Origin of the sequence: Fibrobacter sp. UBA4297 (assembly GCF_002394865.1) — a bacterium.
In the GTDB taxonomy this organism is placed as follows: Bacteria; Fibrobacterota; Fibrobacteria; order Fibrobacterales; family Fibrobacteraceae; genus Fibrobacter.
On the sequence record NZ_DGUZ01000024.1, the window covers coordinates 60754 to 86552 of the forward strand.

The following is a 25799-nucleotide window of genomic DNA, read 5'->3' on the forward strand; positions in this document are numbered from 1 at the left end:
TCTAAATGAATTTCAAAAAACTGCTTAAAGTTGCTGTAGCCGTCGCTCTCGCGTTCAGCACATCCACCTTTGCCGCTAAAAAAGACAATGTTGTAAAGATTGCCTACTTTACTGGCGCTCTTTGCGAAGCCCCCTTCCAGATTGCCATGCTTAAAGGGTACTTCAAGGAAGAATTTGCAAAAATCGGCCAGAAGTTCGAAATGGTCCGCGTGGGCGAAAATACCACTTTGAACGAACTCGTCGTGACTGGCAAGGCTGATGCGGGCTTCGACTTGCTTGCCACCCGTCTCCAGCCGATTGAAAATGGCCTCCCGATTACCTTTGTGACGGGGCTTCATACCGGTTGCACCAAGTTCTACGTGAAGAAAGGCTCGTCTATCAATAGTGTCAAGGACTCCAAAGGCAAAAAGATTGGTGTCGTTGGCCTTACGGACAGTTCCGTGATGCAGTACCGCCGCCGCCTCCGCGACGCGGGCATCATCTCCGAAGGTGCCGAAGCTGAAGTCGAGTTCGTTGTTTACACCGCTAACGACTTGCCGATCGCTCTCGAAAAAGGCGCAGTCGATATCATCGGCCTCCATGACCCGATTGCTGCGACTGCCGAAGAACAGTACGGCTTCAAGAAGATTCTCGATACCACCACCGACGAAAAGTTGGGACTTGAATACTGCTGCCAGGCTTTCGTGACCCTGAAGCTCCTCAAGAAGAACCCGAAGGCTGCCGCCGCTATCCGCATTGCCGCTCAGCGTGGCGCTGCATACGTGGCCGCAGAACCGCGCAAGGTTGCCCAGCTCCAGATCGACAACGAAATTGTTGCTGGCAAGGTCGATTTCAACGCCAAGCTTCTCGAATCCTATAACTTTGTGCCGTCGGCCGCTCTCGGGCTCGAGACATTCAAGAAGGTCGCTCGCGAATTGCAGGCTACAGGCGTTCTCAAGAAGAAGACCAACATCGAAAAGTTCATCAAGGACCATTACGTGAACTTTGAAGATTACGGTATCAAGCTGCCTGACGGTTATGTTTATGACCCCAAGACCGAGCAGTTTACCGAGGTTTGGGAAGTCCCCGATCCATCTATTCTCAGACGGAAGATGTAGTCTCCATACAGCCTCCATCGAGTCCGTACTCCCTCTTAGGGGAGGGGGTACGGTTTAACTTTTTCACCTAACTGGAGAATAACGTGAAAACATTAAAAAAATTCCTACCTTTTTTGGGCGTTCTTTTTACTTTGACTGTACATCTTGTTGTTCCTGACAGCGATGATCACCCCGAAGCGGAAAATCCATATTTCGCATGGATTCTGTATTTTTTCCTTGCGGTAACATTAATTCTTGGACTCCTGTCCCTCAAAGTACGTAAGCTGAGTGATTACTTTATTCAATCTGGCCCGTTTTGGTTTGGAGCAGGGGTTGTCCTTACCGCTTTTAATGTAATCATAGGCAAGACGGCTAGTGTGCCTGTGCTGTTCTTCCCGAAGTTCGATAACATCCTCGCGATGTTCTTTGAAGACGGACTTCTGATTCTCAAGTGCATCCTTTATTCGACAAGGCTCTTGCTGACAGGACTCCTGCTCGGAACGGCAATTGGCTTTGTTACGGGCGTGTGCCTTGGCTTCAGTTCAAAGACATACTACTGGCTGAACCCTTATATCAAACTTTTGGGACCGATTCCTGCGACGGTCTGGATTCCGATTGCGCTTACGATTTTTGATACACCTTATGCGGCGAGCGTCTTTATCGTGGCTCTTGCGGTGTGGTTCTCGGTGGCGCTCATGACAAGCTCTGCGATACAGGCGGTTCCGAACACGTATTACGAAGTGGCTCGCACGTTAGGTGCAAGCACATGGTTCCAAATTTTCCGTGTGGGTATCCCTGCGGCGATGCCGTCCATTTTCCTTGGCGTGTTCTATGGCATCATTTCGGCGTTTCTCGCTCTTATGACGGCTGAAATGTTTGGTGCTAAGTACGGTATCGGCTGGTACATTATCTGGCAGAAGGCGATGATGGTTTATAGCGGTGTCTATGCTGGGCTTATCGTCATTGCGGTTTACTGTACGCTCACGCTGACGCTTCTCTTTAAGCTCCGCGACAAAATTCTCAACTGGCAGAAGGGTATTGTAAAATGGTAGCAGAAAATACAGAAAAGAAAGCCCCTGCAAAGGGAGCGATTAGAATTGAAAACCTTGTAAAGACGTTTATTTCGAATAAAGGTGAATCGGTCACGGCGTTAAACGGCGTAAACCTGGAAATTTCAGGTGGGAGCTTTGTGAGCTTGATTGGGCCATCGGGTTGCGGCAAGACTACTTTGTTGCGACAGATTGCTGGACTAGCCTCTCCGACTTCCGGAGCGGTGTATGTTGATGGCAAGAAAGTGACAAAGCCTGGTAGCGATCGAGGCTTTGCGTTCCAGCAGGCGACATTGTTCCCTTGGCTTACCATTCGAGACAACATTTCACTTGGGCTCCGTGCGCGCCATATTTACAAGGAACGAGCAAAAGATGTTGACGAGTTTATCGAAGTCGTTGGGCTGAAGGGTTTTGAAAAATCTTACCCTCATGAACTTTCGGGCGGTATGAATCAGCGTGCAAGCCTTGCTCGTGCGCTTGTCGGTCACCCGGAAATCTTGCTGCTCGATGAACCGCTAGGTGCGTTGGACGCGTTTACACGCATGGCGATGCAAGATGAAATTTTGAGTCTCTGGCGCAAGTATAACACCACCATGGTAATGGTTACGCATGATGTTGACGAGGCCCTTTATTTGAGCGATTACATCGTTGTTATGAAGGCTCGCCCTTCCAAAGTGGAGCGCGTTATTAAGGTGGATTTGGGATACCCTCGCGTCCGCACTCAAGATGTGTTCGTGAATTATCGCAAACAGATTTTGGAGATTCTCGACTTTGCGGGCCAGGTCCAGGAACCTGAGTATTACTTATAAAATAACAACGTAAATGACTTGGGCTAAAAGCCAAAAACTATAGCTCAGGATAAAAAAATAGTATAAACCAAAACCCTTGTTTTTAGGGCTTCAATGACCTAAATTTTTCAAACAAGGTTATTAATAAAGAGAGGCGTAAACATGTCAAAGAACATTCACAAAAATATATTTGAACTGGTCGGAAAGACCCCCCTTGTAGAACTGACAAACTACAATAAAGTAAACGGCCTCAAGGCTGATATTATTGCAAAAATCGAATACTTCAATCCCATCGGAAGCGTGAAGGACCGTATCGTTCTCGGAATGCTGAACGATGCCGAAAAGAAAGGGCTCGCCGTTCCGGGCAAGACGACGCTTGTCGAAACGACATCTGGCAACACGGGCATTGCTACAGCCGCCATCGCTGCCGCACGCGGATATAAGTCCATCATTTATATTCAGGACAACGTTAGTAACGAACGCAAACAGCTCATCAAGGCTTTTGGAGCAAAACTCATCAATCTCTCCGAAGAACCGGTGATAGCCAAAGCTCTTGAAGAATCCAACGGCGACTTTGTGCTTGCAATTGATGCTTTGCGCAAGGAAGTTATCGAAAAGCATCCGGATTACTTCTTCCTCGATCAGACGAGTAATTCTGCTAACCCGGCTAGCCATTACACTTCTACCGGCGATGAAATTTGGGCGGATACGGAAGGTGATGTCGATATCTTTATTGCCGCTGTCGGTACTGGTGGAACGCTTACGGGTGTTGGAAACCATCTCAAGAAACTCAAGCCTGAAATCAAGGTGATTGGTGTGCAGGCGAGGGAAGACCAAGAGGGAATTACGGGTGTCCATCCGTTCCATGGTGTGGATCCGGCACGCATTCCGCGCGTTCTCGATCGCAAGGTTTACGATGAAGCCATCACTGTTGACGAAAACGACGCCTTCGCTAAGGCTCGTGAACTTGCCAAGACTGACGGTATCTTTGTCGGTGTCTCGAGTGGTGCTATCCTTTGGGCTGCAACCGAAGTGGCGAAGCGTCCCGAAAATGCTGGCAAGAAGATTGTCGTCGTCCTCCCGGATACAGGTCTTCGCTACCTCAGCTCAGGCATTTTTGACGAAAAGTAATCTCCAAGCTCTTTTGTCATGCTCTCAAAGCCCGGCGATTTACTCGTCGGGTCTTTTTTACCTATATTTCCAACGTATAACAAACGCTAGAATCCTTCGGCTTTGCTGTAGGAGATTCTTGCATAAACCATTAACTAGTAACTAATAACTAGCAACTAGGAACTAAAAATGTCTGAATATTCTGAAAAGATGGACAAGGCCATTGAGGCCACCGAACGTGAATTTTCCAAGATCCGCGCTGGCCAGGCTAGCCCGGCAATCCTCAACGGCGTGCGCATCGACTACTACGGTACTCCGACCCCGATTTCCCAGGTCGCGAAGATTTCCGTGCCCGAACCGCGTATGTTGCTCGTAACTCCGTGGGAAAAGCAGCTCGTCGACACTATCGACAAGGCAATTCTTGCGGCAAACATCGGCCTTACCCCGATGAAGGATGGCAACTGCATCCGCGTGACGCTCCCGATTCTTACGACCGAACGACGCAAGGAACTTGCAAAGATCGCCCGCAAGCACGCTGAAGACGGCCGCGTGGCAATCCGCAATATCCGCCGCGACGCAAATGACGCCCTCAAGAAGAACAAGGAAATTTCCGAAGACGAAGTCAAGAAGCAGCAGGACGAAATCCAGAAGGCTACTGACAAGGCTATCGCACAGATTGACGCTCTCCTTGCCGAAAAGGAAGCAGACATCCTCAAGGTGTAGTCCGGGGCTTGCGTGGCAAATCAACTTAGACATGTCGCTATCATCATGGACGGCAATGGGCGCTGGGCCCGTAGTCGTGGTCTTGAACGTTTCCTCGGTCACCGCAAGGGGACTGAATCGACGATCGATGCGGTCGAGGTTGGGGTAAATCTCAAGCTCGAACACATGACATTGTACGTTTTCAGCTCCGAGAACTGGGGCCGCCCAAGCAAGGAAGTGGATTACCTGATGAACCTCCTCATCGAAATGGTGGTGAAGGAAATCCCGGACCTCATGGAAAAGAACGTTAAGCTTACGGTTATCGGCAATATGAACCGCATTCCCGAAAAGCCGCGTGCAAGTCTCCAGACTGCAATCGACAAGACGGCGAACAACACGGGTATGCAGCTGAACCTTGCCATCTCCTATGGCGGTCGTCAGGAAATTGTCGAAGCGACCAAGAACATCGCTGCCGAAGTTGCCGCGGGCAAGCTCAGTCTCGATGAGATTAACGACGAAGTCTTTGCAAAACATTTGTACCTGAAGGGCGCACCTGACCCGGACTTGATTATCCGCACGGGTGGCGAATTCAGGCTTTCCAACTATCTCCTTTGGCAGGCCGCCTACAGCGAGTTCTACGTGACGAACACGCTTTGGCCGGACTTTACCAAGGAAGAGTTCATGAAGGCGGTGGAGTTCTTTAATACTCGCGAACGCCGCTTTGGGAAGGTTCTACATGAGTAATTTGGGTCAGCGGTTGATCACTGCGTTGATCGCTATTCCGCTTGTTTTTGTTTTTCTGTGGTTCAACGACTTTAGTCGTATTGGCCTTATGTGCTTTCTGGGTGCGGTTGGCGCTTGGGAATGGGCCCGCATGGCATCCAAGATGTACAAAGGTCCTGACATGCGATACCTCTCGTTTGCATCTTCCGTGGCGTTAACGATGGCGTGGGCGTTTTCGAAGGGTGGCTACTTTGGTCTCCCGGCTGTGCCTTATGTTGTGGGCATGACATTTGTTGCCATCTTTGCCATTTATATTGGCGTTGCGTATGCGAAAGTCGAAATTGACCACTTGTTCCCGTGGCTCGTGATGCAACTTGGCGCTCCGCTTTACCTTGGACTCTGGGGCGGCATGAACGTCCTCATGATGGGAAGTGGCAAGGGCCTTGAACACTGCTACCCGTTTGTCCTCGTGATGACGGCGGTGTGGCTTTGCGATACTGTCGCTTATTTCTTTGGAAAGTTTGCTGCAGGCAAGGGCCCGTTCGGGCGTCATTTGTTTGCACCGAGCATCAGCCCCAAGAAGACTTGGGAAGGCTCGATTGCAGGTTCCATCGCAACGGTTGCGTGGGTGGCATATTGGGTCAAGTGCAGCGCTGCTCTTAGTTCGTTCGAAATGAATTTTACCTGGACCTCTGCAATTGTCATTGGGCTTCTCATTACGGTGGCAGGCCAGGTGGGCGACCTTTTGATGTCTGCGCTCAAGCGCTGGAGCGGTACGAAGGACTCTGGCAATTTGTTTGTAGGTCACGGCGGCGTGCTGGACCGTTGTGACTCGTTCCTCCTTGCGGCTCCTGCTCTCTATATCTTCATGGACTTCTTGAAGAACATCGTGTAAAAACAAAAGCGCTACGCAAATGCATTGAAAAGACCGTAACTGATTCTCTCAGTTACGGTCTTGTTTTTTTTGCAAGGTTTAAGTTCTTGATTATCTTTTGGGGGTTGACGGCTTCTTGCCTCCCATGCCGTGCTCCTCCATGTAAATGGCGAGATAGTCAATAACACCGGAATCTGCGCCTTTGACCGGAACATAGCGCAAGCTGTTGTCTGCCCCGATGATGATGGCAAGCCCGGCGATGTAATTAATCCAGTGGTAATCTTCATGGTACTTCAAGGCGACTTTGCCTTTGGAGCCGAACACGGCGAGCGGCATGACGAAAATGTCGTGCGAGACCATGATGCTTACGCGTTTCCACTTGGGTAAATTCTTGAGGATGACTTTCTGTATGAATTCTTCGGCGCGTGGGGTGAGTTCGTAAAGCGCGTCTGTGTAGCCGCCTTCGTAAGCCCAGTGGGCCATGAGTTCAACAGAACCGCCTTGCATGCCAAGCTTTGTCCCGTATGCGGAAAGTTCGTCGGCGGAGATTTTCAGAAACCAGTTCCCGGTAATATCGTAGTTCGTGATGAGCTTTGGAAGGCTTGCTTCTCCACGGCCTTTTGAAATGTTGTTTGCAGTCTCGTTGGTGCGCACGAATCCCGAAGTGATGTAACTAAATTCTTCGTCGCTCTTGAGCGTGGTACCTAAATTTTGGGCCATTTTTACGCCGTTAGCGGTGAGTTCCGTTTCTATGGCGACATTGTCTTCGCGCTCGGAATGTCGAATGATGAAGACTGCTTTTTCGTCTGCGGTAAGACTCTTGTAGACGTCGGCGACAGTTGCAAAACCGTTCTCGTCAAGCGAAATCTCTTTTGCTGGTAGCGATGTTTGCGAGGAACTGGAAGATTTTGCTACATCTGAAGACGAAGAAACTGGCGTCTCTTGCGATGATGAAATTGCGGATGAACTTGTTTGAACTGCAGAAGACGAAGACCGCCGATGACTGCTTCGTGATGAACTGGAAAATTGTTTTTGCCCGCTTGACGATGAGCTTTGTTGAATGGCTGAACTTGATGGCTCCTCAATTGTTGTAGTTGTGGAAGAGGATGAAACGGTGCTTTCAGGAGCTGTTGTGGATGTGGCATTGTCACAGGCTGAAAGCATCGCCGTGTATGCGATTACGACGAATAAGGGATAATTCATTTACGACCCCCACTGGTAATCGCCGGCTTCATAGACTGGATTTTCTCCGTTGAAGCCGCGTGGGCGCTTGATTTTATCATCGAATAAAGTCTTATTGAAAATGCGGAAGTCGCCGCGTTCATAGCTCTGGAATGAAATGTGACAGAAAATGGGACCCGCCGGCATGTACTCGCTATAACTCATGGTGCGTTCACCGGCCGTGTAAAGGTAGTTGAAATACTTGCCGTTCAAAACGATGTGTAGCCCGATGTTGCCGACCGTGAACCAGCGCCCTTTCGCGAGAATGTTTTCGTGGTGGGTGTCGTCGTAGTCCATGACGACAAATTCTGCATCGCCGCTCTTGTCTAAGTGAAAACGGTACTTATGGTTTCCGCCACAGCAACGCCCGTCGAAAAACCACGTGTAACCGCTTGCGGCTGCAATGCGCGGGTCGCGAACGCTTGTGTCGGGGTGGGCGAGTTGCTCGTCTGTGACGATGCGTTCGGGTTCTACAGCGGCGATAAGCTGTGCTAAAGTCTTGGGATTGCTTACGGTCGGGAGACTTACTTTATTCTTGGCTTCGCTTGCGGCTCGCCTGTACAGACGGTATGGAATGCCGTCATCGCTAATCATTGTGAGTTCATCTTCGCTGAACACGTAGTAAGCGTAAGTCTTTGTGCCGCTCTTGGTGACAACGTTAAAACTGCGGTTGTTGAGCGTGTACCACTGCCCTGAAACATTCGGGAAGCCTGAAACTGCCGCAACACCATTTTCTCCGATAACGACAGTGTAGTCGTCGCTGATCCAGGCTTCGTCTGCGGTGGTAATCAAGCGGCAGTCGCGATTCTTGTCGCCTTGGCAGGTGGCTGCAGACGGATTTGCCGCTTCGCAGGGGCTTACCATTCCCGGCGGGAGTTCCGTAGACATGCCTAGTCTAAAGCCCATGTCTGCGGCGCCATCGCGGCTGCGGATGGCGCGACGGCTCACTCGCGCAAAATCCGCGGGCTCGCCGTAACTCCCGCCTCTTCGCGTCTTGTTGCCACTTCCTGTGAGCTGTACCGGATTTACCTTGTCTGCGTCCGTGTAGGCTACGAGCCAGTCGTAGACCCATTCCCATGAGTTGCCGCTCATGTCGTAAAGTCCAAGCTTGTTTGGTTTCTTAGTGGCAACATCGTGTGATTTTCCGCCGCTGTTTTCGGAATACCATGCTACATCATCGACGTTGTTACTACCTGAAAATTTAAACTTGTCTGCAATTCCGTCTTTGCCACCGCGGGCCGCAAATTCCCATTCGGCATCGGTCAACAGTCGGTACTGTCTCCCTGTTTTTTGCCCAAGCTTGCAGGCGTAATTGTTGGCGTCAAACCAGCTTACGCCGATTTTGGGAGCTTTGTCCGATTCCCATGCATTCTTTTTCCCGCCCATGACGGCGTTCCATTGGGCTATCGTTACTTCGGTCGGTGCGATATGGTATTCGTCAACTGTTACTTTATGCGAAGGTGTTTCGTAAATTTTATCAGGCTCGGCACAGTTGTCGCATCCGCGCGTGTAAGTGCCGCCAGCTACATAGACCATGTTGAAGGCAACTCCGTTTACCGTGTCTGCAAAATTTGCGGGTGAAGTATAAACAAAGGAACTCTCGCTAGAACTGGAATTTGCATGTGCACTAGAGGAGTTCCCTTGCTCGATTCCCGAAGAAGAACTTCTGTGCGAATGCCCGCTTGAAGAGCTTTTGACTGAGCCCGAGGAACTCCCTTGCATTCTGGAAGACGTTGCCGAATTCCCCGCTGAAGACTCCGCTCCTGAAGAAATCAAATCCCCGGATGGCGAAGAACCGCCTGCGTTCCCTGTAAAACTGGAACTGGACGAAATTCCAAAATCATCTGTAACGGAAGAAAGATTACTGTTTTCTCCGGAGACTCCGTTGTCCGAAGAATCCGAGCACCCTATGAACATCCCCACTGCGCAACAACACGCAGCATATACACCCGAGGAAAGTATGCGCATATGCACCTCCTTCGAGCAAACCTAACCCAGTAAAAATATACCCTAAAAATTGTCTTTGGAATGTAAATTATTGTAAGCGTTTTTTTTGGAGCGGAGCTGTAAATGAAAATTATTATTCTATCTTTATAAAAAAGCTTGCAATTATCGAGGTTTTTAAATGAAAAATGTAGTTCTCTTGGGTGCCACCGGTTCTATCGGAACCTCTAGCGTTGATGTCATTCAACAGCATTCCGATTTGTTTCACCTTTATGCCGTGGCTGCAAATAGCAGCGTGAACAAGGTGGCCGAACTCGTTCGCAAGTACAATGTCGAACGTGTTTGCATGTTCAACGAAGTCGCCGCAAAAGAACTCGAAATCGTGCTTGGCCGAAAGGTCCTTGTCGGCATGGAAGGCCTCTGTGAACTCGCTGCCGACCCGAAGGCAGACATCATCATCAACGCCCTGATGGGTGCTGTGGGCTGCCTCCCGACGATTACGGCAATTGAACATGGCAAGCATGTGGCTCTTGCGAACAAGGAAACGATGGTAATGGCAGGCCCGGTCATTTGGGACAAGCTTGCTGAAAACCCGAAGTCGTTCATCACGCCGATTGACTCCGAACACAGCGCTATTTTCCAGTGCCTCGAAGGTGGCAAGCGCGAATCCGAAGTGGAATTCCTCGAAATCACGGCATCGGGTGGTCCGTTCCGTGAATGGCCGATTGAAAAGTTCGAAAACATCACCGTCGCTGATGCCTTGAATCACCCGGTGTGGAGCATGGGCAAGAAGATTACGATTGACTCTGCTTCCATGATGAACAAGGGCCTCGAAGTGCTCGAAGCTCATTTCTTGTTCCACATCCCGTACGACCAGATTAAGGTCGTTGTTCACCCGCAGTCCATGGTGCATTCGCTCGTGCAGTTCCGCGACGGTTCTCTGATGGCGCAGCTTGGCGCTCCCGACATGCGCATCCCTATTCAGGTGGCACTCACGTGGCCTGACCGCCTCAAGCTCGAAACCAAGCGCCTTGACTTGCCGACGCTTGCAAAGCTCACGTTCTTCGAACCGGACTTCAACAAGTTCCGTTGCCTCGCTCTTGCATTTGAAGCTGGCCGCCGTGGCGGTATCGTGCCGTCGATGATGAACGCCGCAAACGAAGTCCTCGTGGACCGTTTCCTCAAGGGTAACCTCAAGTTCACCGACATCCCGAAGTACGTGGAGATGGTGATGGAAAAGGCCCCGAATGTCACCGGTCACCTTTCCTTGGAACAAGTGCTCGAAGCCGACAAGGAAGCTCGCCTCATGACGGAAGCATTCCTCAAGTAAAAACGTTTTGAAAATTAGCGATGAATCGCTAAATTGCAAATGAAAAAGTAAACGACGCTCTTGCGAGCGCCGTTTTTGATGTAGGGTGAGCCTAGTTCTCTCCGTTTCGCATTTCTGTTTGCTCACGGTCCATCGTAAATGTCAGATATTCCTTGAAGTCTCGATTGATTTCTACTCCATCGAAATCGTCCGCATTTTCTTCTAGAACGAATATGGCGCTCGGATTGTCAATCCAGGCCTCGATGCCGACGTCATCCATGATGATGGACTTGTCTCCAGGGCCCTTGGCGATAATTTCGACTTTGCCCTTATCGATCCAGCCTCGTCCGCAAGTTCCCTTGACGAAAACGGAGTTGATGTCATTTTTAATAATTGTAAGTTCATCGTTAAAACTTGCCGTGCAGATTACTGATCCGCCATTCTTGTCAGAGTAGAGGTCGATGTCTCCACGCTTGGATTTAACGATGTTTGCCGCGAAAGTTGTGGTGACAGCAAAGGCGAGCGCGACTATCGCCATAAGTTTTGCGTTTTTCATGATTGCCTCCTTGAGTTTATTGTGAGACGGAAGCCCGCCTGTTTTGTAAATTACAAAGTAACATTTGCGCAGAGTAGCAGACATATATTCCAAGTTGGAATATGGGAAGGGCGATAAGAAAAATCCCCGCAAATGCGGGGACTGTTTGTTAAAAAACTTTGTTTGTAATTGCACTAGTGCTTGTTTTTGCGTGGAGAAATTGCAATGAATATGAGTACGCTGACAAGTAACAGGAATGGATAGAACATGTAGGGAATGAGGTCAAACGCGCTGATGTTTGCGCCCGGGATTGCTGTCGAAATGGCTGCAAGCGCTACGAGCATCTGTGCGCCGTAAGGCAAAATTCCTTGCACCACGCAACTGAAAATATCCAAGAGTGAAGCTGTCTTTTTTGGCGAGATTCTGTATTCATCGCCCATCTGCTTTGCAATCGGACCTGCCATCACGATGGCGACTGTGTTGTTTGCTGTAGCAATGTCGAGTGCGCTCACCAAGAGGCCAACGCCCACTTGACCGCTGCGGTGTCCCTTGAATACTTTATGGATAAAGTCTAACAGAGCCGCAAAACCGCCGTGAATGCGGATGAGCCCGCACAAGGCGCTCACCAAAACCGCCACGAGAATCGTCTCGTACATTCCCGAAATGCCATTTCCGATGTTCTGCAAAAGGCCAATCATATTAAGCGTGCCGGAACCCACCATAATGATGGATGCCGCAACAATGCCGATGAGCAACACTGCAAAAACGTTGATGCCCGTGAGCGCGAGCGCAAGCACGAGAATGTATGGAATAAGTTGTACGAGATTGTAGGAATTTTCTGCAACCGTATTTGCTTTGGTCACAAAAGAAATTGCCGTGATGATGATAATCGCGAGAAGTGCCGCCGGAGCTGCCACCAGGAAGTTTACGCGGAACTTATCCTTCATCTTGCAGCCCTGCGTAGATGTAGCTGCAATCGTCGTATCCGAAATAAAACTCAAGTTGTCGCCAAACATCGCGCCGCCAATCACCGTCGCCACGCAAAACGGAACACCAAAGCCTGCCATCTGTGCAACCTCGACTGCAATCGGAGAGACCACTGCAATTGTGCCAACGGACGTACCCATCGCCGTAGAGACAAACGCCGCGACAACGAACAGCACCACCACCGCAAACTGCGCCGGAATGAAATCCAAGAGCAAGTATGCTGCCGCCGAAGCGCTTGAACGCCCGAGAATCCCCGCAAAAATACCCGCGCAAAGGAAAATCAGGATCATCAAGAAAATGTTGCGGTCGCCAAGTGCGCCTGCCATCACGTTCATCTTGTGGTCAAAATTCAGCTTGCGGTTCTGTACGCAAGCTACGAAAATCGCCACCAAGAATGCCGCGACAATCGGGATGTTGTAAAATCCCATCGGGATCTTGAGAACATATTCAAACGTGATGCCGAGACCCAGATAAAGTACCAGGAAAACGGCGATAGGCAAAAGGGCAATCGGGTTGCCCTTGATCTTTTCTTGAGAGTTTTCGTTTTGCATGACGTGAAAGATAGAAAAGTTACTTCCTATAAACCTCCCAATGACCACCACGATCTCCACCGATGCGGGCGATGCGTCCGGACGATTTAAGTTTTTCAATATGTTTTTGAACTGCCGATGGAGCCATACCGACTGATTTCGACAATTCTCTTCTTGTTATATGAGGATTGCGTGCAATTTGTTCCAAAATAAATTCCGTAGAATCTAATTCCGAACTTTCATTCTGACCACTTTTCTGACCACCATTCTGACTACTTTTCTGACCACCCATTCCATTTGCAATCTCTGCATCGAATGAATAGTTTTCGTTCAGTGGCTGGATAATGCGGAATACATCATCTTCGATAAACTCGGGATCAACACCAGAATAAAGACGCCCGTACTTGAACATCTTGCGCGCACCAGACCCGAGCTTTTCCGAATAACCAATATTACGAAAAAAGTTTGCGATTAGTGGATTCTTTGGAAACGGTTCAAGGTTCCTGAGCGTAATCGGCCCGTTGAACCGAGCCCTGTTCGCATTTTCCACATACATCCTGTCCTGTTCTATCACAAATTTTGCTTGGTATGCGCTCGAATATTCACGGTGCATCAGCGTATTCACCAACATTTCTCTAGCCACAATGTTTCGCAGCGACTTGCGTTCAGCGCCTTCCACATAGAACTTATCGGGCAAATGCAGCGTTGCGAACTTAAACAGTTGCTCAAAACTTTCAACAAGGTTTGTCACCACAGTCAAACGGTCATCATACCTATCGACGTTCACCTTGCGGACAAGCGCATCCGTTTGGTAAGCCGGGCTGACATCGCGAATGACTTCATCACGACCAAGAAGCATCACCGCGGCGAGATTAAATCCATTTTTGCCGGTCGCATGGTCCTCGGCGTAAAGGCCCGCGCTTTTCAGCAAATCCATATTCGAAAGTTTTTCCCACAAGTGGCTACCGCCGCCATTGTTCTTTGCTAGAATCCGCACCATCGGCAGCAAGTCCAAGCGCAAGTCCTTCAACTTCACATACGGATACATCCTGCGTTCCGTGTAGATTTCTTGCTTGCGAATATACATCTGCGCGATTTTTGCCGTCGCACTTACCTTTACGTCCGCCTCGTCCATGCGGTCGTAAATCCGTTTCTTGAACGAATGTACTTCACCGCTCGACGGTACGTGTATATGAATCAAGGTTTTCTTGCGGTACTTGAAAATTTCCGGTTCAAGGTAAAGCGTGGGGCTGAACAAGTCTGGATTGCCAATGGCGCTAATAAAATTCTTCACCATGGATGGCGCGGCATTTTCAGGAATGCCGACAACAGTACCGCCAGCCCGTTTGAATTCTATGGCCGCAGTTTCCCCTATCTTCAAAGCGTTCTCGAATTTTACAAGATCCATTACGTGACCTCCCTACCATCTTGCGTTTCGAATTCATTTACCCATTCTTTGACCTTCGCCTGCAAAAGTTTCTTGTCCGGTAGATACAACTCATAAGCGGATGCGTAAATATTTGCATTTTCGGGCAATGTCAACTTCACAAGGGTATCCTTCTTCTCTTTGCAAAGTAAAATGCCGATAGTCGGCTTTTCGAAATCCTGCTTTACATAACGATCATAGTAGTTTACGTACATCTGCATCTGACCGAGATCTTGATGAGTCAACTTGTCGACCTTCAAATCAACGAGCACATAGCACTGAAGCAGACGATTGTACAAAACCAAGTCTACATAGTAGTCATCCTCATCAAAAGAGAATCGTTTTTGTCGTGCTTCGAACAGGAATCCTTTCCCCAGTTCAAGCAGGAATTCTTGTAACTTGTTAATGATTGCGGATTCTAAGTTCGATTCCGAATACGATGCATCCGGTTTCAAACCAACAAATTCAAGCGTCACCGGGTTCTTGATGATATCCTCCGGCTTCTCCACCACGTTGCCTACCCGCGACAATCGGGCAACCTGTTCCTTGTCCCGGCTCAACGCAAGGCGTTCATACAGACTTGAACCATACTGCCGCTGCAACTCGCGAACAGACCAATTCCCAGAAGTAGCCTCTATCTCGTAAAAACGGCGTTCATCATCATTCTTGATGCGCATGAGCACCAGGTAATGCGACCAAGAAAGTGTGAATTCGGGTAAAACTTCAGATTGGGGCAACACTGTTGCCCCAATTTGCTGGGGACGATAAATACGGTAAAAGAAGCGACATCGCTTGAGCGTATCAACGGTCCAACCATTTTCATAGGTTGATATTAATCGTTCAGATAATTTCGAAAGAATTTGCTTGCCATATTCCGCTCTATATTTACCTTTTTGCTCATCTTCTACGATTAATTGTCCGATTTTGTATTTTGTGTAGACTTCAGCAACATTCATTGCTGTAGCCACACGAGCGCGGGCTTGCTCAATTAAACTTGAAACCTTATTGAACAACGATTCCACCGCTTTTGCAGGGACATTCTCTTTGTTTTTAGCCATATTAGCCTCCATGTGGTCACAATTTGTGACCGGTTACTGTTAGAGGCGTTCCCTTATTCCAAAATCACGGAATAAAAAAGACGCGATTCTCCATTTGACAGAAAATCACGTGCTGCATTAATGTACCTAATGTTGAAAAGTCTGGCTAGGGGAGCAAGAAAATTTTACAAGAGCAATGTGCCTACTTCCCATTCTGGATTGTGGCTATTTCGGCATTTATTAATCTTCTCGCTTTTTTAACTTCAATTTGTTTATCACCTTTGATACCTCTAGCACAACATCTGTATACTTAGTTTTTTTAGTGTCAAAGCAAAGTGTTTTATCATAGTCAATAAATTTGATACAGGTCCCAGTACTCCAGTAATAACTTACGTTCTCGTATGTATTGCTAATTTCTTTGAAAAATTCTACAACCTTTTGCGCATTATTTTTTTCTTTTTGTAATGGCGTAAATATTCGCTCCAATTTATCGTACAATTTTTGTTCTTCTTCATTGAAACCGCTTTCCCCATCAGCGTACATTCCCCAGTTGTACATCATTTCAACTTCTTTTTCTGTAAATGTATAGTTCATTTTTACCTCGCTTTTGTAATTAAGTTTCCTGCTTGGCGTACAGTTCTTCAAACATGCTACGGTACGCATCAATGTCATCTAGCTTTACAATAGTCGTAATCTTGTTGCCGGCATCCTTACTAGAAGCTCCGCAATGGTACAGTTTTTCGCTTTTGGTCTTAAAGTCTATTAGAATGTAGCGGTCGTGGAACTTGTGCGCTGCAGGAACTTTGTCAATTAAAACGCCAGGCATTGCCTCACGGAAATCGTTGAGCATATCGTCTGTTATGTGGGTGTATTGGTCACTCGCAATCAAGATGGAAACGCCTTTGTGCGCATTTCTGAGCAAATTCAACGTCTTGATGTCAACATAGTTATCGACAATCAACAGCGTTTTCTTCGCCATGCCATAAATCTGTGCGTAGGCGACATCGGCTTCCAACTTCTGTCCATTCAGAATCAAGAAGTGCTTGTAAGTCGATGGATCGACGAAATTTTCCATGACCATCTGGAGGTCCATATTGATTTTTCCCAAATCACTCCGAATGTCGCGAACTTCGTCGGAAAGTTCCTTTACTTCGGCAGAAACCACCGCAATTTCATGTGTATTTTGAGCAGTCTGCGCTGCAATCTGGGCGATTCCCGCAGTTCCGGGCAGTTGCTGATTTTCTGCAACGATATAGTCTTTCATCTGCTTAAAAAGACGAATGAGAGCCATACTCTGTTGTATCGCTAAATCGCCTTTCAACACGGTCATGAGCATGTAAATACCTTGTTCCGTAAAAACAAAGGGATAGGAGCGGTTCATTGTGCTGATATTTGCGGTGCAATTTTTGCATCGCAATTCTTCAACTTCCCTTTTGGACAATTGGAACCGGAAATCCTCCGCAAAACGCTCAATATTATTCTTGACTTGCCGGTTAAAAGCTCCGGTACTATACCCATAAATTTCGGCTAAATCGGCATCAAGCATGACCTTGATCCCTCGGATGGTATAAATACGCGATTTGAGCAAGTTCTCGTCTATCAGGGACATTTCTGATTTGACTGGCGCAACAGTCACATTTTTTGTGTTCTTGGTCATTTAGCCTCCATGTGGCTTGATTAGTCTTGTTTTTTGGCGAGTTTCTTAGCCTCGTTGATTTCGCTGACTAACTGCTCTGTGGTGGGCAAATACAATTTGTAATCACTGGCGAGGATTGTCTTGTTGTTTTCGGGCAAAGTCATTTTTACCGCAGAATCATTCTTGCCTGCACACAGAAGAATTCCGATAGTCGGATTTTCATCGGGAAGCTTTTCTATGCGGTCGTGGTAATTCACGTACATTTGGAGCTGGCCGAGATCTTGATGCGTGATTTTGCTCGTCTTGATTTCAATAACCACAAAACAGCGAAGCAACCTGTTGTAAAGAACGAGGTCAACGAAAAATTCGTCGTCTTCAAGCATGATCCGTTTCTGCCTTGCTACAAAAGAAAAGCCCTTGCCTAGTTCAAGCAAAAATTCAGTGATGTGCGAAATAATCGCCCCCTCTAAATCGCTTTCATAAAAGGTTGGGTTCTTTTCCAGCCCAAGAAATTCTAGGACCATCGGATCCTTGATGACCTCTTGCGGTGTTTCTGGAATGCGTTCCTTGCGAGCGACCGCCAGCACGGATTCCTTGTCGTTACTGAGCAAAAGGCGTTCATACAATTGACTGTTGATTTGGCGTTCTAGTTCGCGACCGTTCCAAGAATTGTTTACAGCCTCAAGTTCGTAATATTCGCGTTTGTCGGGGTCGGAAATCGCAATAAGCATCTTGTATTGAGACCAGTTCAATTGCGTCCGCAGTGCGGACGCAATTGGATACAATAGGAAAAATTGACGTGCGCGTTCAATCTGGCGAATGCCAAAACCACTCCCGTATTCAGCTTCTAGCCTTTCCGCAAGCGATTTTACGATATACGCCCCGTAATCGGCTCGTTTCTTGCCGTGTTGCTCTTCTTCGAAAATCCGCTTGCCAAGATTCCAGTACATCTGAACACGACAGAAATTAACGCTCCGAACAGCGTTTTTCTGCGCAGTCTCGATGATTTGCCTAGCATCTTGAACCAGCTTAGCCGAGATAACTTCTTTAGACTTCATTTTGCCTCCATGTGGTCACAATTTGTGACCGGTTGATGTTAGAGGCGTCCCCTAATTCTGAAATTGCAGAATAAAAAAAGACGCGATTCTCCATTTGACAGAGAATCACGTGCTGCATTAATGTACCTAATATCGAAAATGTTGGCTAGGGGCGTAAGAAAATTTTACATAACGGAATTAGTGTATTAATTTCTACCTTCAATTTTCGCAGCGAGCTCTGCGATGTCTTTATCGGAATGACTAGGATGACGATGCATAATGGAGCGGACGTCTAGCAAAATACCATAGATTTTATGGTATGTTTTTGCTTCTGTATTTTTCCAATTGCAATCTGCATATCCGAAATTTTCTATTGGATATTTTGATCCATCGAATGCTGTTGCGTATGGCAGAATAAAAGCGTTGTAGATGTCTCCCTTGGGTATATCTTGATTTTCCTCACGCTCAGTTTCTATAAATTCGGCGTATGCGATTTGCTTAACAATGGAACCTGTTCCGGGTAATCTCTTCGGCTCGCGATTTTCCCCATACTGATAGTATTTAGCGTCTAAAACGAAAATTTTTGCATTTTCCTTTGGAAACAACATTATTGTATCGGGACGCAATGCTGTTCTTTTCGTTTCGTTCCATTCTGCATCATTATTATTATCTCCAATATGCCAAGCACAATGCGGATAATATTTTTCTTTTTCACGTTTTTCGATGCCAAAAATTTGGTCGATTAGGCTTTCCCAAACATATTCAAAATCATTGGTGCCAAAGCTTGCTTTTCGATTGTCATTCCGTTTGCCCATGTAGCAAACGATGTCAAGCATATTCCTAAAAAGTTGGATGTGCTTTTCGTTGAATGTTCTTGAAATTTTATTTTTCAAGATGGCTGCGAACATCTTTGCGTTAAAAGGTATTGTTGGCTTTTCTGGCCGAAAATATCCGAACAAACATCCTATTTTTTCGTAGCTCTCATAAACGCAATATTTATGAATTTGCGTTATGATTTCATTTTCATTGTTGCTCGATCTCTTTGTTATGAAATCGAGATAAACGACCGATTCGTTTGGATATTCACCCGCAATTTGGGGCCGAATCTGTTTAATCGTTTTGGACCAATTAATTTTTCCATTCGAGGCCCTTTTGTATGTTGTCTCGTTTTCAATGTAGTAACCGAAGTTCAGAAAATAATTGAAAACGTGAATGTAGGCATGAATCGGAAATTGAACTTCGTCTTCATTTAATTGACGATTCTGGTCAATACTTTTACTTTCTTTGGAATAGGCTGCAAGAACTGAAATAAGATTCAATATATCCTTGCGATATTCTTTTTCGTCATCTATTGGCTTAGAATAACCAAAAGGAAAATACACCTTTAACGATCCGTTGTCATAACGGATACCGACGAACTCATCACTTTGTTTGCCTCCGTAGACGCAAACTTCGCTAAGTTTCGGGCGTTCCTGTTTGGGCTGCTGCAGTTCCATTTTGCGGGCTTAACTTCGAAATAGATTCATCCTTAAAAACTTTGAAGCCTTCTTTTTTGAAAATTTTTGTCAGATCTTCAAGAGTCTTTATATCGCCAAAATGTTTCGAACGATCAAATTTGAAAGCGTCATCCCAAAGATACTTGAGAACTTTTTCTGCGAAGGCATCGTTGGTAATTTTGGGAGCATCGCCCTCTGCAGCGTTTGTCTCTTTTTTAGGGGTAATGAACCATCCGCCGAGACGCTTGTCCTCCATGCTAGACAATCCATTCTCTTCAGCCGACTGCATGATGATTTCATTTATTTTTTCGCGGAAATCGCCCCATTTAACATTTGTATTTCCGATGGGCTGATTGTATTGTTGTTTTTCATCGGCATGAGCATCATCATTTTTCAAATCATTCGAAATCTGCTTCATTTCCCAACGACGTTGGAAAGCGTTATCAAGCGTGAACACGTTCTGGTCGCTCGTATTCATTGTTGCGTAGATAGAGAGGTTAGGCGGAAGACGAATTCCACAATAAGTAGAAAAATGTAGGTCTCTAGATGGAATTTTTATTGCCGATTTTGGAGTTTCGCTTGAATCGCTATCATAATCAACACCCGGCTCTTTTTCGGTAACACTAGATTCTCCACCTAGCAAAATAAAACCATTCACATCATCATTATTTGTTGAATATTTACTCCAACCTTCTGTATAATTATAATTTTCGTTTTGAATTTCTTCATTTGAAGAATGCTCTCCATTCTTATAACGATCCAAAAGTTGGAATATTTCTCCAAAAATAGCAGCCGCGTTTCCACGGTTAATTTCTTCAATAATCAGAAAATATGGTTTCGAAGGATTTAAGTATGCTTTTCGAATGATGTTGGCTAAAGGGCCGGGCTTAAATTCGTAATCGATCGAATTTTCTTTTTTCTTTGGCATTATTTGGCCGACAAAATCTGCATTACAATAATCAGGATGAAATACCGTACGGATAACTTGTTTGTCGTAAGACACCTTTTCAGCAGCTTTTTTATCGCTGTTATATATTTCAAGAGCTTTTCTTACTTCTTTATCAACTTGGTGACTTTTGCCGCAGCCGGGAACTCCGTAATAGATAACTTGCTGACAGCTTGTCAAACAATGTTTGGGAGGATTGCTGTTTGGTGTTTCATTCGATTTTTCTTCGGTCAATAACAAGAAATGTCTGTCATTTTCATTTAACAGATTGCTGAAAACATCATAGTTGTGCGCTCCGACTTTTACTAACTTAACAACGTATGTTACGCCCACTTGCTCTATGTATAGAAGATCCTCCAAATCGATTGTTTCTGCGTTGTCTCTTAATAACGAGACTATGCCTGAACCAATATAAAAAGATCCATTTGCTCTTTTTATGATGTCGATATCCCTTATTTCATGCGCATTTCTTAAATGAGCAAATGGGTACGAAATGCGTTCCTGAGTTCCTTTCAAAAAAGCCAAATCAGGATTGAAGAGGAACTTGACGATGTCATGTGTTATGACGATGCCTTCGGGGGTGCAATCTGCAGCTGCTAATTTTTTTACGTACAAATGCATGAATTACCCGTTAAGAAAATTAAAAAATGCTTTTTTGTCATTCCTGTCTTCGTAGATGTGGTACTCGGGAATGTTCTGATTATTGGCAGTAACGTTAAAATCAGGACCAATGTGAATAATGCTTGAAAAATCACACAGCATGTTCTTTATTTCTTTTAAATTTCCCGTCTTTTCACCAAAAAAAGCATTGCAAATATCTTCTAAGTTATGCAAACCATTTCCTTTAGCGGCAACATCGACTATGGCGTACAGAAGTATTACGGAGTGTCGTATATGGTCAAAGCCCTTTTTGGTATATGGGTTGGGAACATAGTATCTTTTTACCCAATGCCTAAGGTAATTTTGCGCCTCTTCCTTTGATATGTTGTGGTCAAATCTCGGATGGAAAAAGCCGTCTTCATCAATATACTGCAATCCTAATTGACATGATAATTGATAAGCTGTTCTTAAATAAGCTTTGCCCCCTATAGGACAGAGCATCATGTGTGACTTGTATTCATCTTCTGAACAAATCTTCTTAGGTAGCCATGAAACGATTTCTACTAGATTTTCAGTACTAACCTTTCGCCATTTGCATATCGGATCGCCCATAAGTTACCCCTCTTTAAGCCAAGATGATATAAGTTGTTGTTCTCTTTTTTCAATTATCTGAACCTGTGCGTCATCTAAACGATTTAGCGTCCTGTAATCGGCGCCTAAAATCTTCAATTCTGCATCTGTTAGCAGATCTTCTTCCAATGCAATTTGAATACTCCATTGCTCCGCCATAGCGCGTGCTATTCCCGGAAAAGTCTTGCTTCTTAATGTTCTGCGTTCTTCTGGTGTTTTGGCCTTTAATGCTTCGGAATACCACTTTGGCTGCGACTTACCACTTTTGAAGAAGACCTTTTCTCCATGATCATTCGTTTCTTTAGATGGGTGTAATGTCCATAAATTTTTTAACCATAGACATGTCCCTTTTGAATACGGATCCCCAAATTGATAAGGCTGTATTTTTTGGTCCGGTTTTCTCCATCTATTACTCATGATGCCGACAGGATTTTCTATGGCGATTCTCTTTATTTTTGCTTTTGCGAGGCTCATGAAAAATTTTACAGCATCTTCTCGATCCCTTGCACGATTTGGATATTTTGGATGAGGTCGTCTTTTTTCAACAGGCAGGTCTTTATCTTCAGGATGATAATACCACTGAGCTCCACTAACAGCCAAGTATGTGCATGGGGGGTGCCCAATCATTAGGTCCCAATTACCTTTAATGACAGCTTCCTCTCCATTTTGTAGAACAAGATTTGTTTTGTTTAAAACTTCCGTTATATCGTGATTAAAGTGCCATTCCGGATGATCTCCACTACAATCCAAAAGATCACAACTGTATGCGTTATGGCCCAATTTTCGAAAGGCTTTGCATACAGCTTGGCTTTCTTCACACGCAATAAGGATATTTAAAATCCTTTTCATTATATTTCCCCTCCTTGAACGACTTCTGCCATTGCATTTGCAATGCCCTTTGCAAATAGGACGGGAACTGCGTTTCCAATCATTTTAAAGCAATATGGATTGGATCCGATGAATTTGTAATCAGGTGGAAAAGACTGAAGTAGGGCTGCCTCACGAATTGTGATTGTTCTTAATTGCGCGATATCGGGATGAATAAACATGTACCCATCTTTTTGTAGATGCGCAACTATTGTTGGTGATGGTTTATCCCATTCGAGATTCCGATATTTTATATGGTTTGATGTATGGCCTGTTATTTTGGTGTAAAAGGCTTTTTTCTCTTCTTGCGAAAAAGAATTCATTCCTTTTGAAAGCCATTCGAAGAAAAGCTTTTGATCTCTTTTCCCATTATATCGGGGGATATGTAGGTCGATTTTTTTTTCTGTTGTTTGATAATGTGAAATTTTCGATCGACCACTACAGTCGATTTCATCCAAAGGAAAAAATTTGGGCAAGTTGCCAATTACATCACGTACGGTTTTATGCTTTGATGTTTTTTGATGGTCTAGAGCCTTGTAAAAAGAATCCAAATTTGATGGATTCTTTTTAGGAATACCAATGATGATGATTCGATTTCTTTTTTGTGGTACTCCAAAATCTTCTGCGCAATAAATGGAATTCTTTAAATTTTCGGGTCGTCTTATTTCGTATCCGATTTTATCGAATGCTTCGTATATTCGCTCTCTGACTGGTTTCCCACCTGGACATGCGCTTAAAAGTCCGGGAACATTTTCGAATACGAAAAATTTTGGCTTATAATGGTCGACTATTTTAACGAAACTTTCAAAGAGGTAGTTTCTATAGTCGTTTTTCATCCCTGTTGGGGACTGAGCTCTTCCTGCGATTGAATATGCTTGACAAGGAGGTCCTCCAATAATGCAATCAACCTGATTTTTGCCAATAAGTCCGTCTAATCCTTTTTCGACAATTAAAGGATCGTTCTCTTTTGCATAGAGATTTTTTGTTGATTCTTGCCAATTGCCGTAGAAAAGCTCTTCGGTTTTTTGAACATCAAATTTTATGACACGTTTTAGAGAATCTTCTTTTGTGTGATTCCATTTTTCAACGAGTCGTGAACGTAAAGTGTTCACCATTGGGCTTTCCCATTCTACATGGGCAAGGCCTTCATATTTCCCTGTTGCAAGGAATCCTTCACTGAGACCGCCACATCCAGCAAATAGGTCTATGAAAGTAATTTTCTTATGGACTTTTTGTCCCATTTAAACGTTCGTTTAAACGGAACACTTGCGAAAAAAATGCAGAAAAAAGATGAATCCAGTTGACAAGAAAAATTTGTTTGGCTATATTATGTAGTGCACGTGTGTGCATGTTGTATTTTCAACTTAACGCCTCGTAGTTTTTGCTTGTCCGCGAGGAAGGAGATAAAGATGAATAAGACGCAATATCGTCTGATGGCGCAAGATGTCAAAGAGAACAGGGCCAATCTTGCCAAATACCGAAAAATCTTCAAATACGCCTATCCATTCGGAGATAAAGTCTTTAAACGCTTGATGATAAATCAGGTTAAACCGGAGCGATTCATTGCGTTCTTGAACGCAATGATGGGACTGGAAGGAGACCGACGCATAAAAGATTTCTCATTCCGCATACAGGAAATGCCTGCATTACCTTCACAAAAGAAACCCATATTCGACATTGTTGGAACAAATCAAGCTGGAGAACCCATTTTGGTTGAAGTTCAACAAAATGCTAGCCAACTTTTTATCGATCGACTTTTCTATTATGTATCCCGCGCTATCTCTACGCTGGTTCCCGAAGGTAGCCGATACAGGCTACCTCATGTGTATGTATTGTCTATTCTGACAGAAGACTTATTCAATAACGAACCGGATACTTATTTTCACCATGTTAACCTTTCGAAAAATGGTCGCCCATTCTATGACAAGTTTGACGGATTCCTTGTCGAGGTGGACAAGTTCTGCAAGATAGACGCTCGATTGCCCCTGCCGAATCGCGAACAGAGCGAACGAGCCGACATGCTCCGCTTTTTCAACGAACTTATGGAAGAAAAGCCCTTTTCACCGCAGTATTTGCAAAATGACCTATACGCAAAGTTCATAAAAGATGTATCTTTAGAGAAGATTGAAGACGAACTGCTTCTTAGGGAGGTAGACGAGATGACTGACATTAAATACGAAAAGGAAAGCTCTTTTTTGGACGGAATGGACGCCAAGGCTCGTGAAATGGCAAGAAAAATGCTTGCCGAAGGTGATTCCGTTGAAAAGGTTGCTAGGATTTCGCAACTTTCTGAGGCAGAGGTTGCCGCACTGAAATAGCGTAAAAGAAGGTGTTTTTTCCCAAAAACCGGTTCAAAGAGACCGGTTTTTCTTTTCTTGATGAAAATATTGTCACTAGAATGACAGTATTTTTATTTATTTTTGTGTTCAAAGAAAAGGAACGTTATCTAGGAACACTTATGGAACTTTCTCAGCAGCCGCAATTTATATCAAACGCGCCAGGAAATACAATGCAAGCATTTCTTGAAAACGAACTTTCAAAATGCGACAGATTTATCATCAGCGTTGCATTTATATCCAAAAGCGGTTTAGCATCATTAAAGCAAACATTGCTAGAACTTGAAAATCGAGGAATTCCAGGTAAAATTCTTACAACGGACTATCTTACATTTACAGAACCCGCTGCACTCAAGTCTCTTTGCAAATACAAAAATGTTGAAGTCAAACTATTCCGTTGTGACAATAATATAAAAGGATTTCACACAAAAGGGTATTTATTTTTTAAAGAAAAAATTGTAAGCATAACCATTGGTAGTTCCAATCTTACAGGTAATGCACTTGCAATTAATAAAGAATGGAACACATGTTATTCTGTCAAAGATGACGCTTCGCTATTTAAAGATGTTATCGAAGATTTTGATTCTCTTTGGAACAGCACTAATGCATTTAACGTTACAAACGAAATTTTAGATGAATACACACAAGTCTATCTCGAAAAAAAACGAATAGACCGAGAAATACAACGTCAAAAGATTGAATTAAAAAAGAACTCAGTTTTACAAAAGTCGAAAATTGTAAAGTTCGAACAAATTTTACTCGAACCCAATTCCATGCAATTAGAATTTGTTCAGAAGTTAAACGAAATACGATCAATGGGAGAGCATCGCGCTTTATTGATTTCTGCAACAGGAACTGGAAAAACTTACGCATCAGCATTCGCCTTAAGAGAAATAAATCCAAAACGAGCTCTATTCCTAGCCCATCGCGAACAAATTTT

General features: G+C 45.1%; 24 protein-coding genes. 10 read left to right on the forward strand and 14 right to left on the reverse strand.

Annotation, left to right across the window (positions count from 1 at the left end):
* The first annotated feature begins 5 nt into the window (after positions 1-5).
* The 7 genes from B3A20_RS15165 to B3A20_RS15195 all read left to right on the forward strand — a co-directional run bounded on the left by B3A20_RS15165 (position 6) and on the right by B3A20_RS15195 (position 6343).
* A complete protein-coding gene (locus B3A20_RS15165) occupies positions 6-1097 on the forward strand; it encodes an ABC transporter substrate-binding protein (protein WP_290766604.1) in 1092 nt (363 codons plus the stop codon).
* A gap of 131 nt (positions 1098-1228) precedes the next feature.
* Positions 1229-2128: an ABC transporter permease gene (locus tag B3A20_RS15170; RefSeq protein WP_290766607.1), complete on the forward strand. Its 900-nt coding sequence runs from the start codon at positions 1229-1231 to the stop codon at positions 2126-2128.
* On the forward strand, positions 2122-2934 hold the full coding sequence (locus tag B3A20_RS15175) for an ABC transporter ATP-binding protein (RefSeq protein ID WP_290766610.1): 813 nt from the start codon (positions 2122-2124) through the stop codon (positions 2932-2934). The genes B3A20_RS15170 and B3A20_RS15175 overlap by 7 nt, the downstream gene beginning before the upstream one ends.
* 141 nt (positions 2935-3075) lie before the next feature.
* Complete coding sequence (locus tag B3A20_RS15180; RefSeq protein ID WP_290766613.1) at positions 3076-4044, forward strand: PLP-dependent cysteine synthase family protein; 969 nt, start codon at positions 3076-3078, stop codon at positions 4042-4044.
* Between the two features lie 168 nt (positions 4045-4212).
* On the forward strand, positions 4213-4746 hold the full coding sequence (gene frr, locus B3A20_RS15185; protein ID WP_173564968.1) for a ribosome recycling factor: 534 nt from the start codon (positions 4213-4215) through the stop codon (positions 4744-4746).
* Between the two features lie 12 nt (positions 4747-4758).
* Positions 4759-5469: an isoprenyl transferase gene (locus B3A20_RS15190; RefSeq protein WP_290766618.1), complete on the forward strand. Its 711-nt coding sequence runs from the start codon at positions 4759-4761 to the stop codon at positions 5467-5469.
* Complete coding sequence (locus B3A20_RS15195) at positions 5462-6343, forward strand: phosphatidate cytidylyltransferase (protein ID WP_290766621.1); 882 nt, start codon at positions 5462-5464, stop codon at positions 6341-6343. Before B3A20_RS15190 ends, B3A20_RS15195 begins: the two co-directional genes overlap by 8 nt.
* A 90-nt stretch (positions 6344-6433) precedes the next feature.
* Here B3A20_RS15195 and B3A20_RS15200 read toward each other — a convergent pair whose 3' ends face one another.
* Positions 6434-7525 carry a histidine phosphatase family protein gene (locus B3A20_RS15200; protein WP_290766624.1) on the reverse strand — a complete coding sequence of 364 codons (1092 nt, stop codon included), beginning with the start codon at positions 7523-7525 and terminating at the stop codon, positions 6434-6436.
* Positions 7526-9511, reverse strand: a complete 1986-nt coding sequence (locus B3A20_RS15205) for a formylglycine-generating enzyme family protein (protein WP_290766627.1) — start codon at positions 9509-9511, stop codon at positions 7526-7528.
* A 157-nt stretch (positions 9512-9668) separates the two neighbouring features.
* On the opposite strand from B3A20_RS15205, the gene dxr reads away from it, so the two are divergent.
* Entirely contained in the window at positions 9669-10817 is a 1149-nt protein-coding gene (gene dxr / locus B3A20_RS15210; RefSeq protein ID WP_290766630.1) for a 1-deoxy-D-xylulose-5-phosphate reductoisomerase, read from the forward strand.
* Between the two features lie 91 nt (positions 10818-10908).
* Here the strand turns inward: dxr and B3A20_RS15215 are convergent, their stop codons facing one another.
* From B3A20_RS15215 to B3A20_RS15270, 12 genes are all read right to left on the reverse strand, one after another.
* Positions 10909-11352, reverse strand: a complete 444-nt coding sequence (locus B3A20_RS15215) for a hypothetical protein (RefSeq protein ID WP_290766632.1) — start codon at positions 11350-11352, stop codon at positions 10909-10911.
* Positions 11353-11525: 173 nt separating this feature from the next.
* The gene (locus tag B3A20_RS15220; RefSeq protein WP_290766634.1) at positions 11526-12869 is read right to left on the reverse strand and encodes a Na+/H+ antiporter NhaC family protein; all 1344 of its coding nucleotides are present in this window, start codon (positions 12867-12869) and stop codon (positions 11526-11528) included.
* Positions 12870-12888: 19 nt separating this feature from the next.
* Positions 12889-14256 carry a winged helix-turn-helix transcriptional regulator gene (locus tag B3A20_RS15225; protein WP_290766636.1) on the reverse strand — a complete coding sequence of 456 codons (1368 nt, stop codon included), beginning with the start codon at positions 14254-14256 and terminating at the stop codon, positions 12889-12891.
* Positions 14256-15332: a PDDEXK nuclease domain-containing protein gene (locus tag B3A20_RS15230; protein WP_290766638.1), complete on the reverse strand. Its 1077-nt coding sequence runs from the start codon at positions 15330-15332 to the stop codon at positions 14256-14258. Before B3A20_RS15230 ends, B3A20_RS15225 begins: the two co-directional genes overlap by 1 nt.
* Before the next feature lie 219 nt (positions 15333-15551).
* Entirely contained in the window at positions 15552-15905 is a 354-nt protein-coding gene (locus tag B3A20_RS15235) for a hypothetical protein (protein ID WP_290766640.1), read from the reverse strand.
* 19 nt (positions 15906-15924) lie between these two features.
* Positions 15925-16968 (reverse strand): ORF6N domain-containing protein, encoded by a 1044-nt coding sequence (locus B3A20_RS15240; protein ID WP_290766641.1) that lies wholly within the window; start codon positions 16966-16968, stop codon positions 15925-15927.
* A gap of 20 nt (positions 16969-16988) precedes the next feature.
* Positions 16989-18005 carry a PDDEXK nuclease domain-containing protein gene (locus B3A20_RS15245; protein ID WP_290766643.1) on the reverse strand — a complete coding sequence of 339 codons (1017 nt, stop codon included), beginning with the start codon at positions 18003-18005 and terminating at the stop codon, positions 16989-16991.
* A gap of 185 nt (positions 18006-18190) precedes the next feature.
* The gene (locus B3A20_RS15250) at positions 18191-19480 is read right to left on the reverse strand and encodes an LlaJI family restriction endonuclease (protein WP_290766644.1); all 1290 of its coding nucleotides are present in this window, start codon (positions 19478-19480) and stop codon (positions 18191-18193) included.
* Positions 19440-21047, reverse strand: a complete 1608-nt coding sequence (locus B3A20_RS15255; protein WP_290766646.1) for an AAA family ATPase — start codon at positions 21045-21047, stop codon at positions 19440-19442. Before B3A20_RS15255 ends, B3A20_RS15250 begins: the two co-directional genes overlap by 41 nt.
* 3 nt (positions 21048-21050) lie before the next feature.
* On the reverse strand, positions 21051-21638 hold the full coding sequence (locus tag B3A20_RS15260; protein ID WP_290766648.1) for a hypothetical protein: 588 nt from the start codon (positions 21636-21638) through the stop codon (positions 21051-21053).
* A gap of 3 nt (positions 21639-21641) precedes the next feature.
* Positions 21642-22508: a hypothetical protein gene (locus B3A20_RS15265; RefSeq protein ID WP_349680086.1), complete on the reverse strand. Its 867-nt coding sequence runs from the start codon at positions 22506-22508 to the stop codon at positions 21642-21644.
* Positions 22505-23764 (reverse strand): DNA cytosine methyltransferase, encoded by a 1260-nt coding sequence (locus B3A20_RS15270; RefSeq protein ID WP_290766652.1) that lies wholly within the window; start codon positions 23762-23764, stop codon positions 22505-22507. The genes B3A20_RS15265 and B3A20_RS15270 overlap by 4 nt, the downstream gene beginning before the upstream one ends.
* Positions 23765-23932: 168 nt before the next feature.
* Here B3A20_RS15270 and B3A20_RS15275 point away from each other — a divergent pair, with 168 nt between their 5' ends.
* Complete coding sequence (locus tag B3A20_RS15275) at positions 23933-24841, forward strand: PD-(D/E)XK nuclease family transposase (RefSeq protein ID WP_290766655.1); 909 nt, start codon at positions 23933-23935, stop codon at positions 24839-24841.
* Between the two features lie 140 nt (positions 24842-24981).
* Positions 24982-25799: DEAD/DEAH box helicase family protein (locus tag B3A20_RS15280; protein WP_290766657.1), on the forward strand; the 818-nt coding region annotated here is incomplete at its 3' end.

Excerpts from the sequence above, each read along its gene's own strand:
- B3A20_RS15200 (WP_290766624.1), bottom strand. The coding sequence starts at position 7,525 with ATGAATTATCCCTTATTCGTCGTAATCGCATACACGGCGATGCTTTCA.
- B3A20_RS15230 (WP_290766638.1), bottom strand. The coding sequence starts at position 15,332 with ATGGCTAAAAACAAAGAGAATGTCCCTGCAAAAGCGGTGGAATCGTTG.
- B3A20_RS15270 (WP_290766652.1), bottom strand. The coding sequence starts at position 23,764 with ATGGGACAAAAAGTCCATAAGAAAATTACTTTCATAGACCTATTTGCT.
- B3A20_RS15195 (WP_290766621.1), top strand. The coding sequence starts at position 5,462 with ATGAGTAATTTGGGTCAGCGGTTGATCACTGCGTTGATCGCTATTCCG.
- B3A20_RS15245 (WP_290766643.1), bottom strand. The coding sequence starts at position 18,005 with ATGAAGTCTAAAGAAGTTATCTCGGCTAAGCTGGTTCAAGATGCTAGG.
- B3A20_RS15215 (WP_290766632.1), bottom strand. The coding sequence starts at position 11,352 with ATGAAAAACGCAAAACTTATGGCGATAGTCGCGCTCGCCTTTGCTGTC.
- B3A20_RS15255 (WP_290766646.1), bottom strand. The coding sequence starts at position 21,047 with ATGCATTTGTACGTAAAAAAATTAGCAGCTGCAGATTGCACCCCCGAA.
- B3A20_RS15275 (WP_290766655.1), top strand. The coding sequence starts at position 23,933 with ATGAATAAGACGCAATATCGTCTGATGGCGCAAGATGTCAAAGAGAAC.
- B3A20_RS15180 (WP_290766613.1), top strand. The coding sequence starts at position 3,076 with ATGTCAAAGAACATTCACAAAAATATATTTGAACTGGTCGGAAAGACC.
- B3A20_RS15250 (WP_290766644.1), bottom strand. The coding sequence starts at position 19,480 with ATGGAACTGCAGCAGCCCAAACAGGAACGCCCGAAACTTAGCGAAGTT.
- B3A20_RS15175 (WP_290766610.1), top strand. The coding sequence starts at position 2,122 with ATGGTAGCAGAAAATACAGAAAAGAAAGCCCCTGCAAAGGGAGCGATT.
- B3A20_RS15165 (WP_290766604.1), top strand. The coding sequence starts at position 6 with ATGAATTTCAAAAAACTGCTTAAAGTTGCTGTAGCCGTCGCTCTCGCG.
- B3A20_RS15225 (WP_290766636.1), bottom strand. The coding sequence starts at position 14,256 with ATGGATCTTGTAAAATTCGAGAACGCTTTGAAGATAGGGGAAACTGCG.
- B3A20_RS15235 (WP_290766640.1), bottom strand. The coding sequence starts at position 15,905 with ATGAACTATACATTTACAGAAAAAGAAGTTGAAATGATGTACAACTGG.
- B3A20_RS15260 (WP_290766648.1), bottom strand. The coding sequence starts at position 21,638 with ATGGGCGATCCGATATGCAAATGGCGAAAGGTTAGTACTGAAAATCTA.
- dxr (WP_290766630.1), top strand. The coding sequence starts at position 9,669 with ATGAAAAATGTAGTTCTCTTGGGTGCCACCGGTTCTATCGGAACCTCT.
- B3A20_RS15205 (WP_290766627.1), bottom strand. The coding sequence starts at position 9,511 with ATGCGCATACTTTCCTCGGGTGTATATGCTGCGTGTTGTTGCGCAGTG.
- B3A20_RS15220 (WP_290766634.1), bottom strand. The coding sequence starts at position 12,869 with ATGCAAAACGAAAACTCTCAAGAAAAGATCAAGGGCAACCCGATTGCC.
- frr (WP_173564968.1), top strand. The coding sequence starts at position 4,213 with ATGTCTGAATATTCTGAAAAGATGGACAAGGCCATTGAGGCCACCGAA.
- B3A20_RS15240 (WP_290766641.1), bottom strand. The coding sequence starts at position 16,968 with ATGACCAAGAACACAAAAAATGTGACTGTTGCGCCAGTCAAATCAGAA.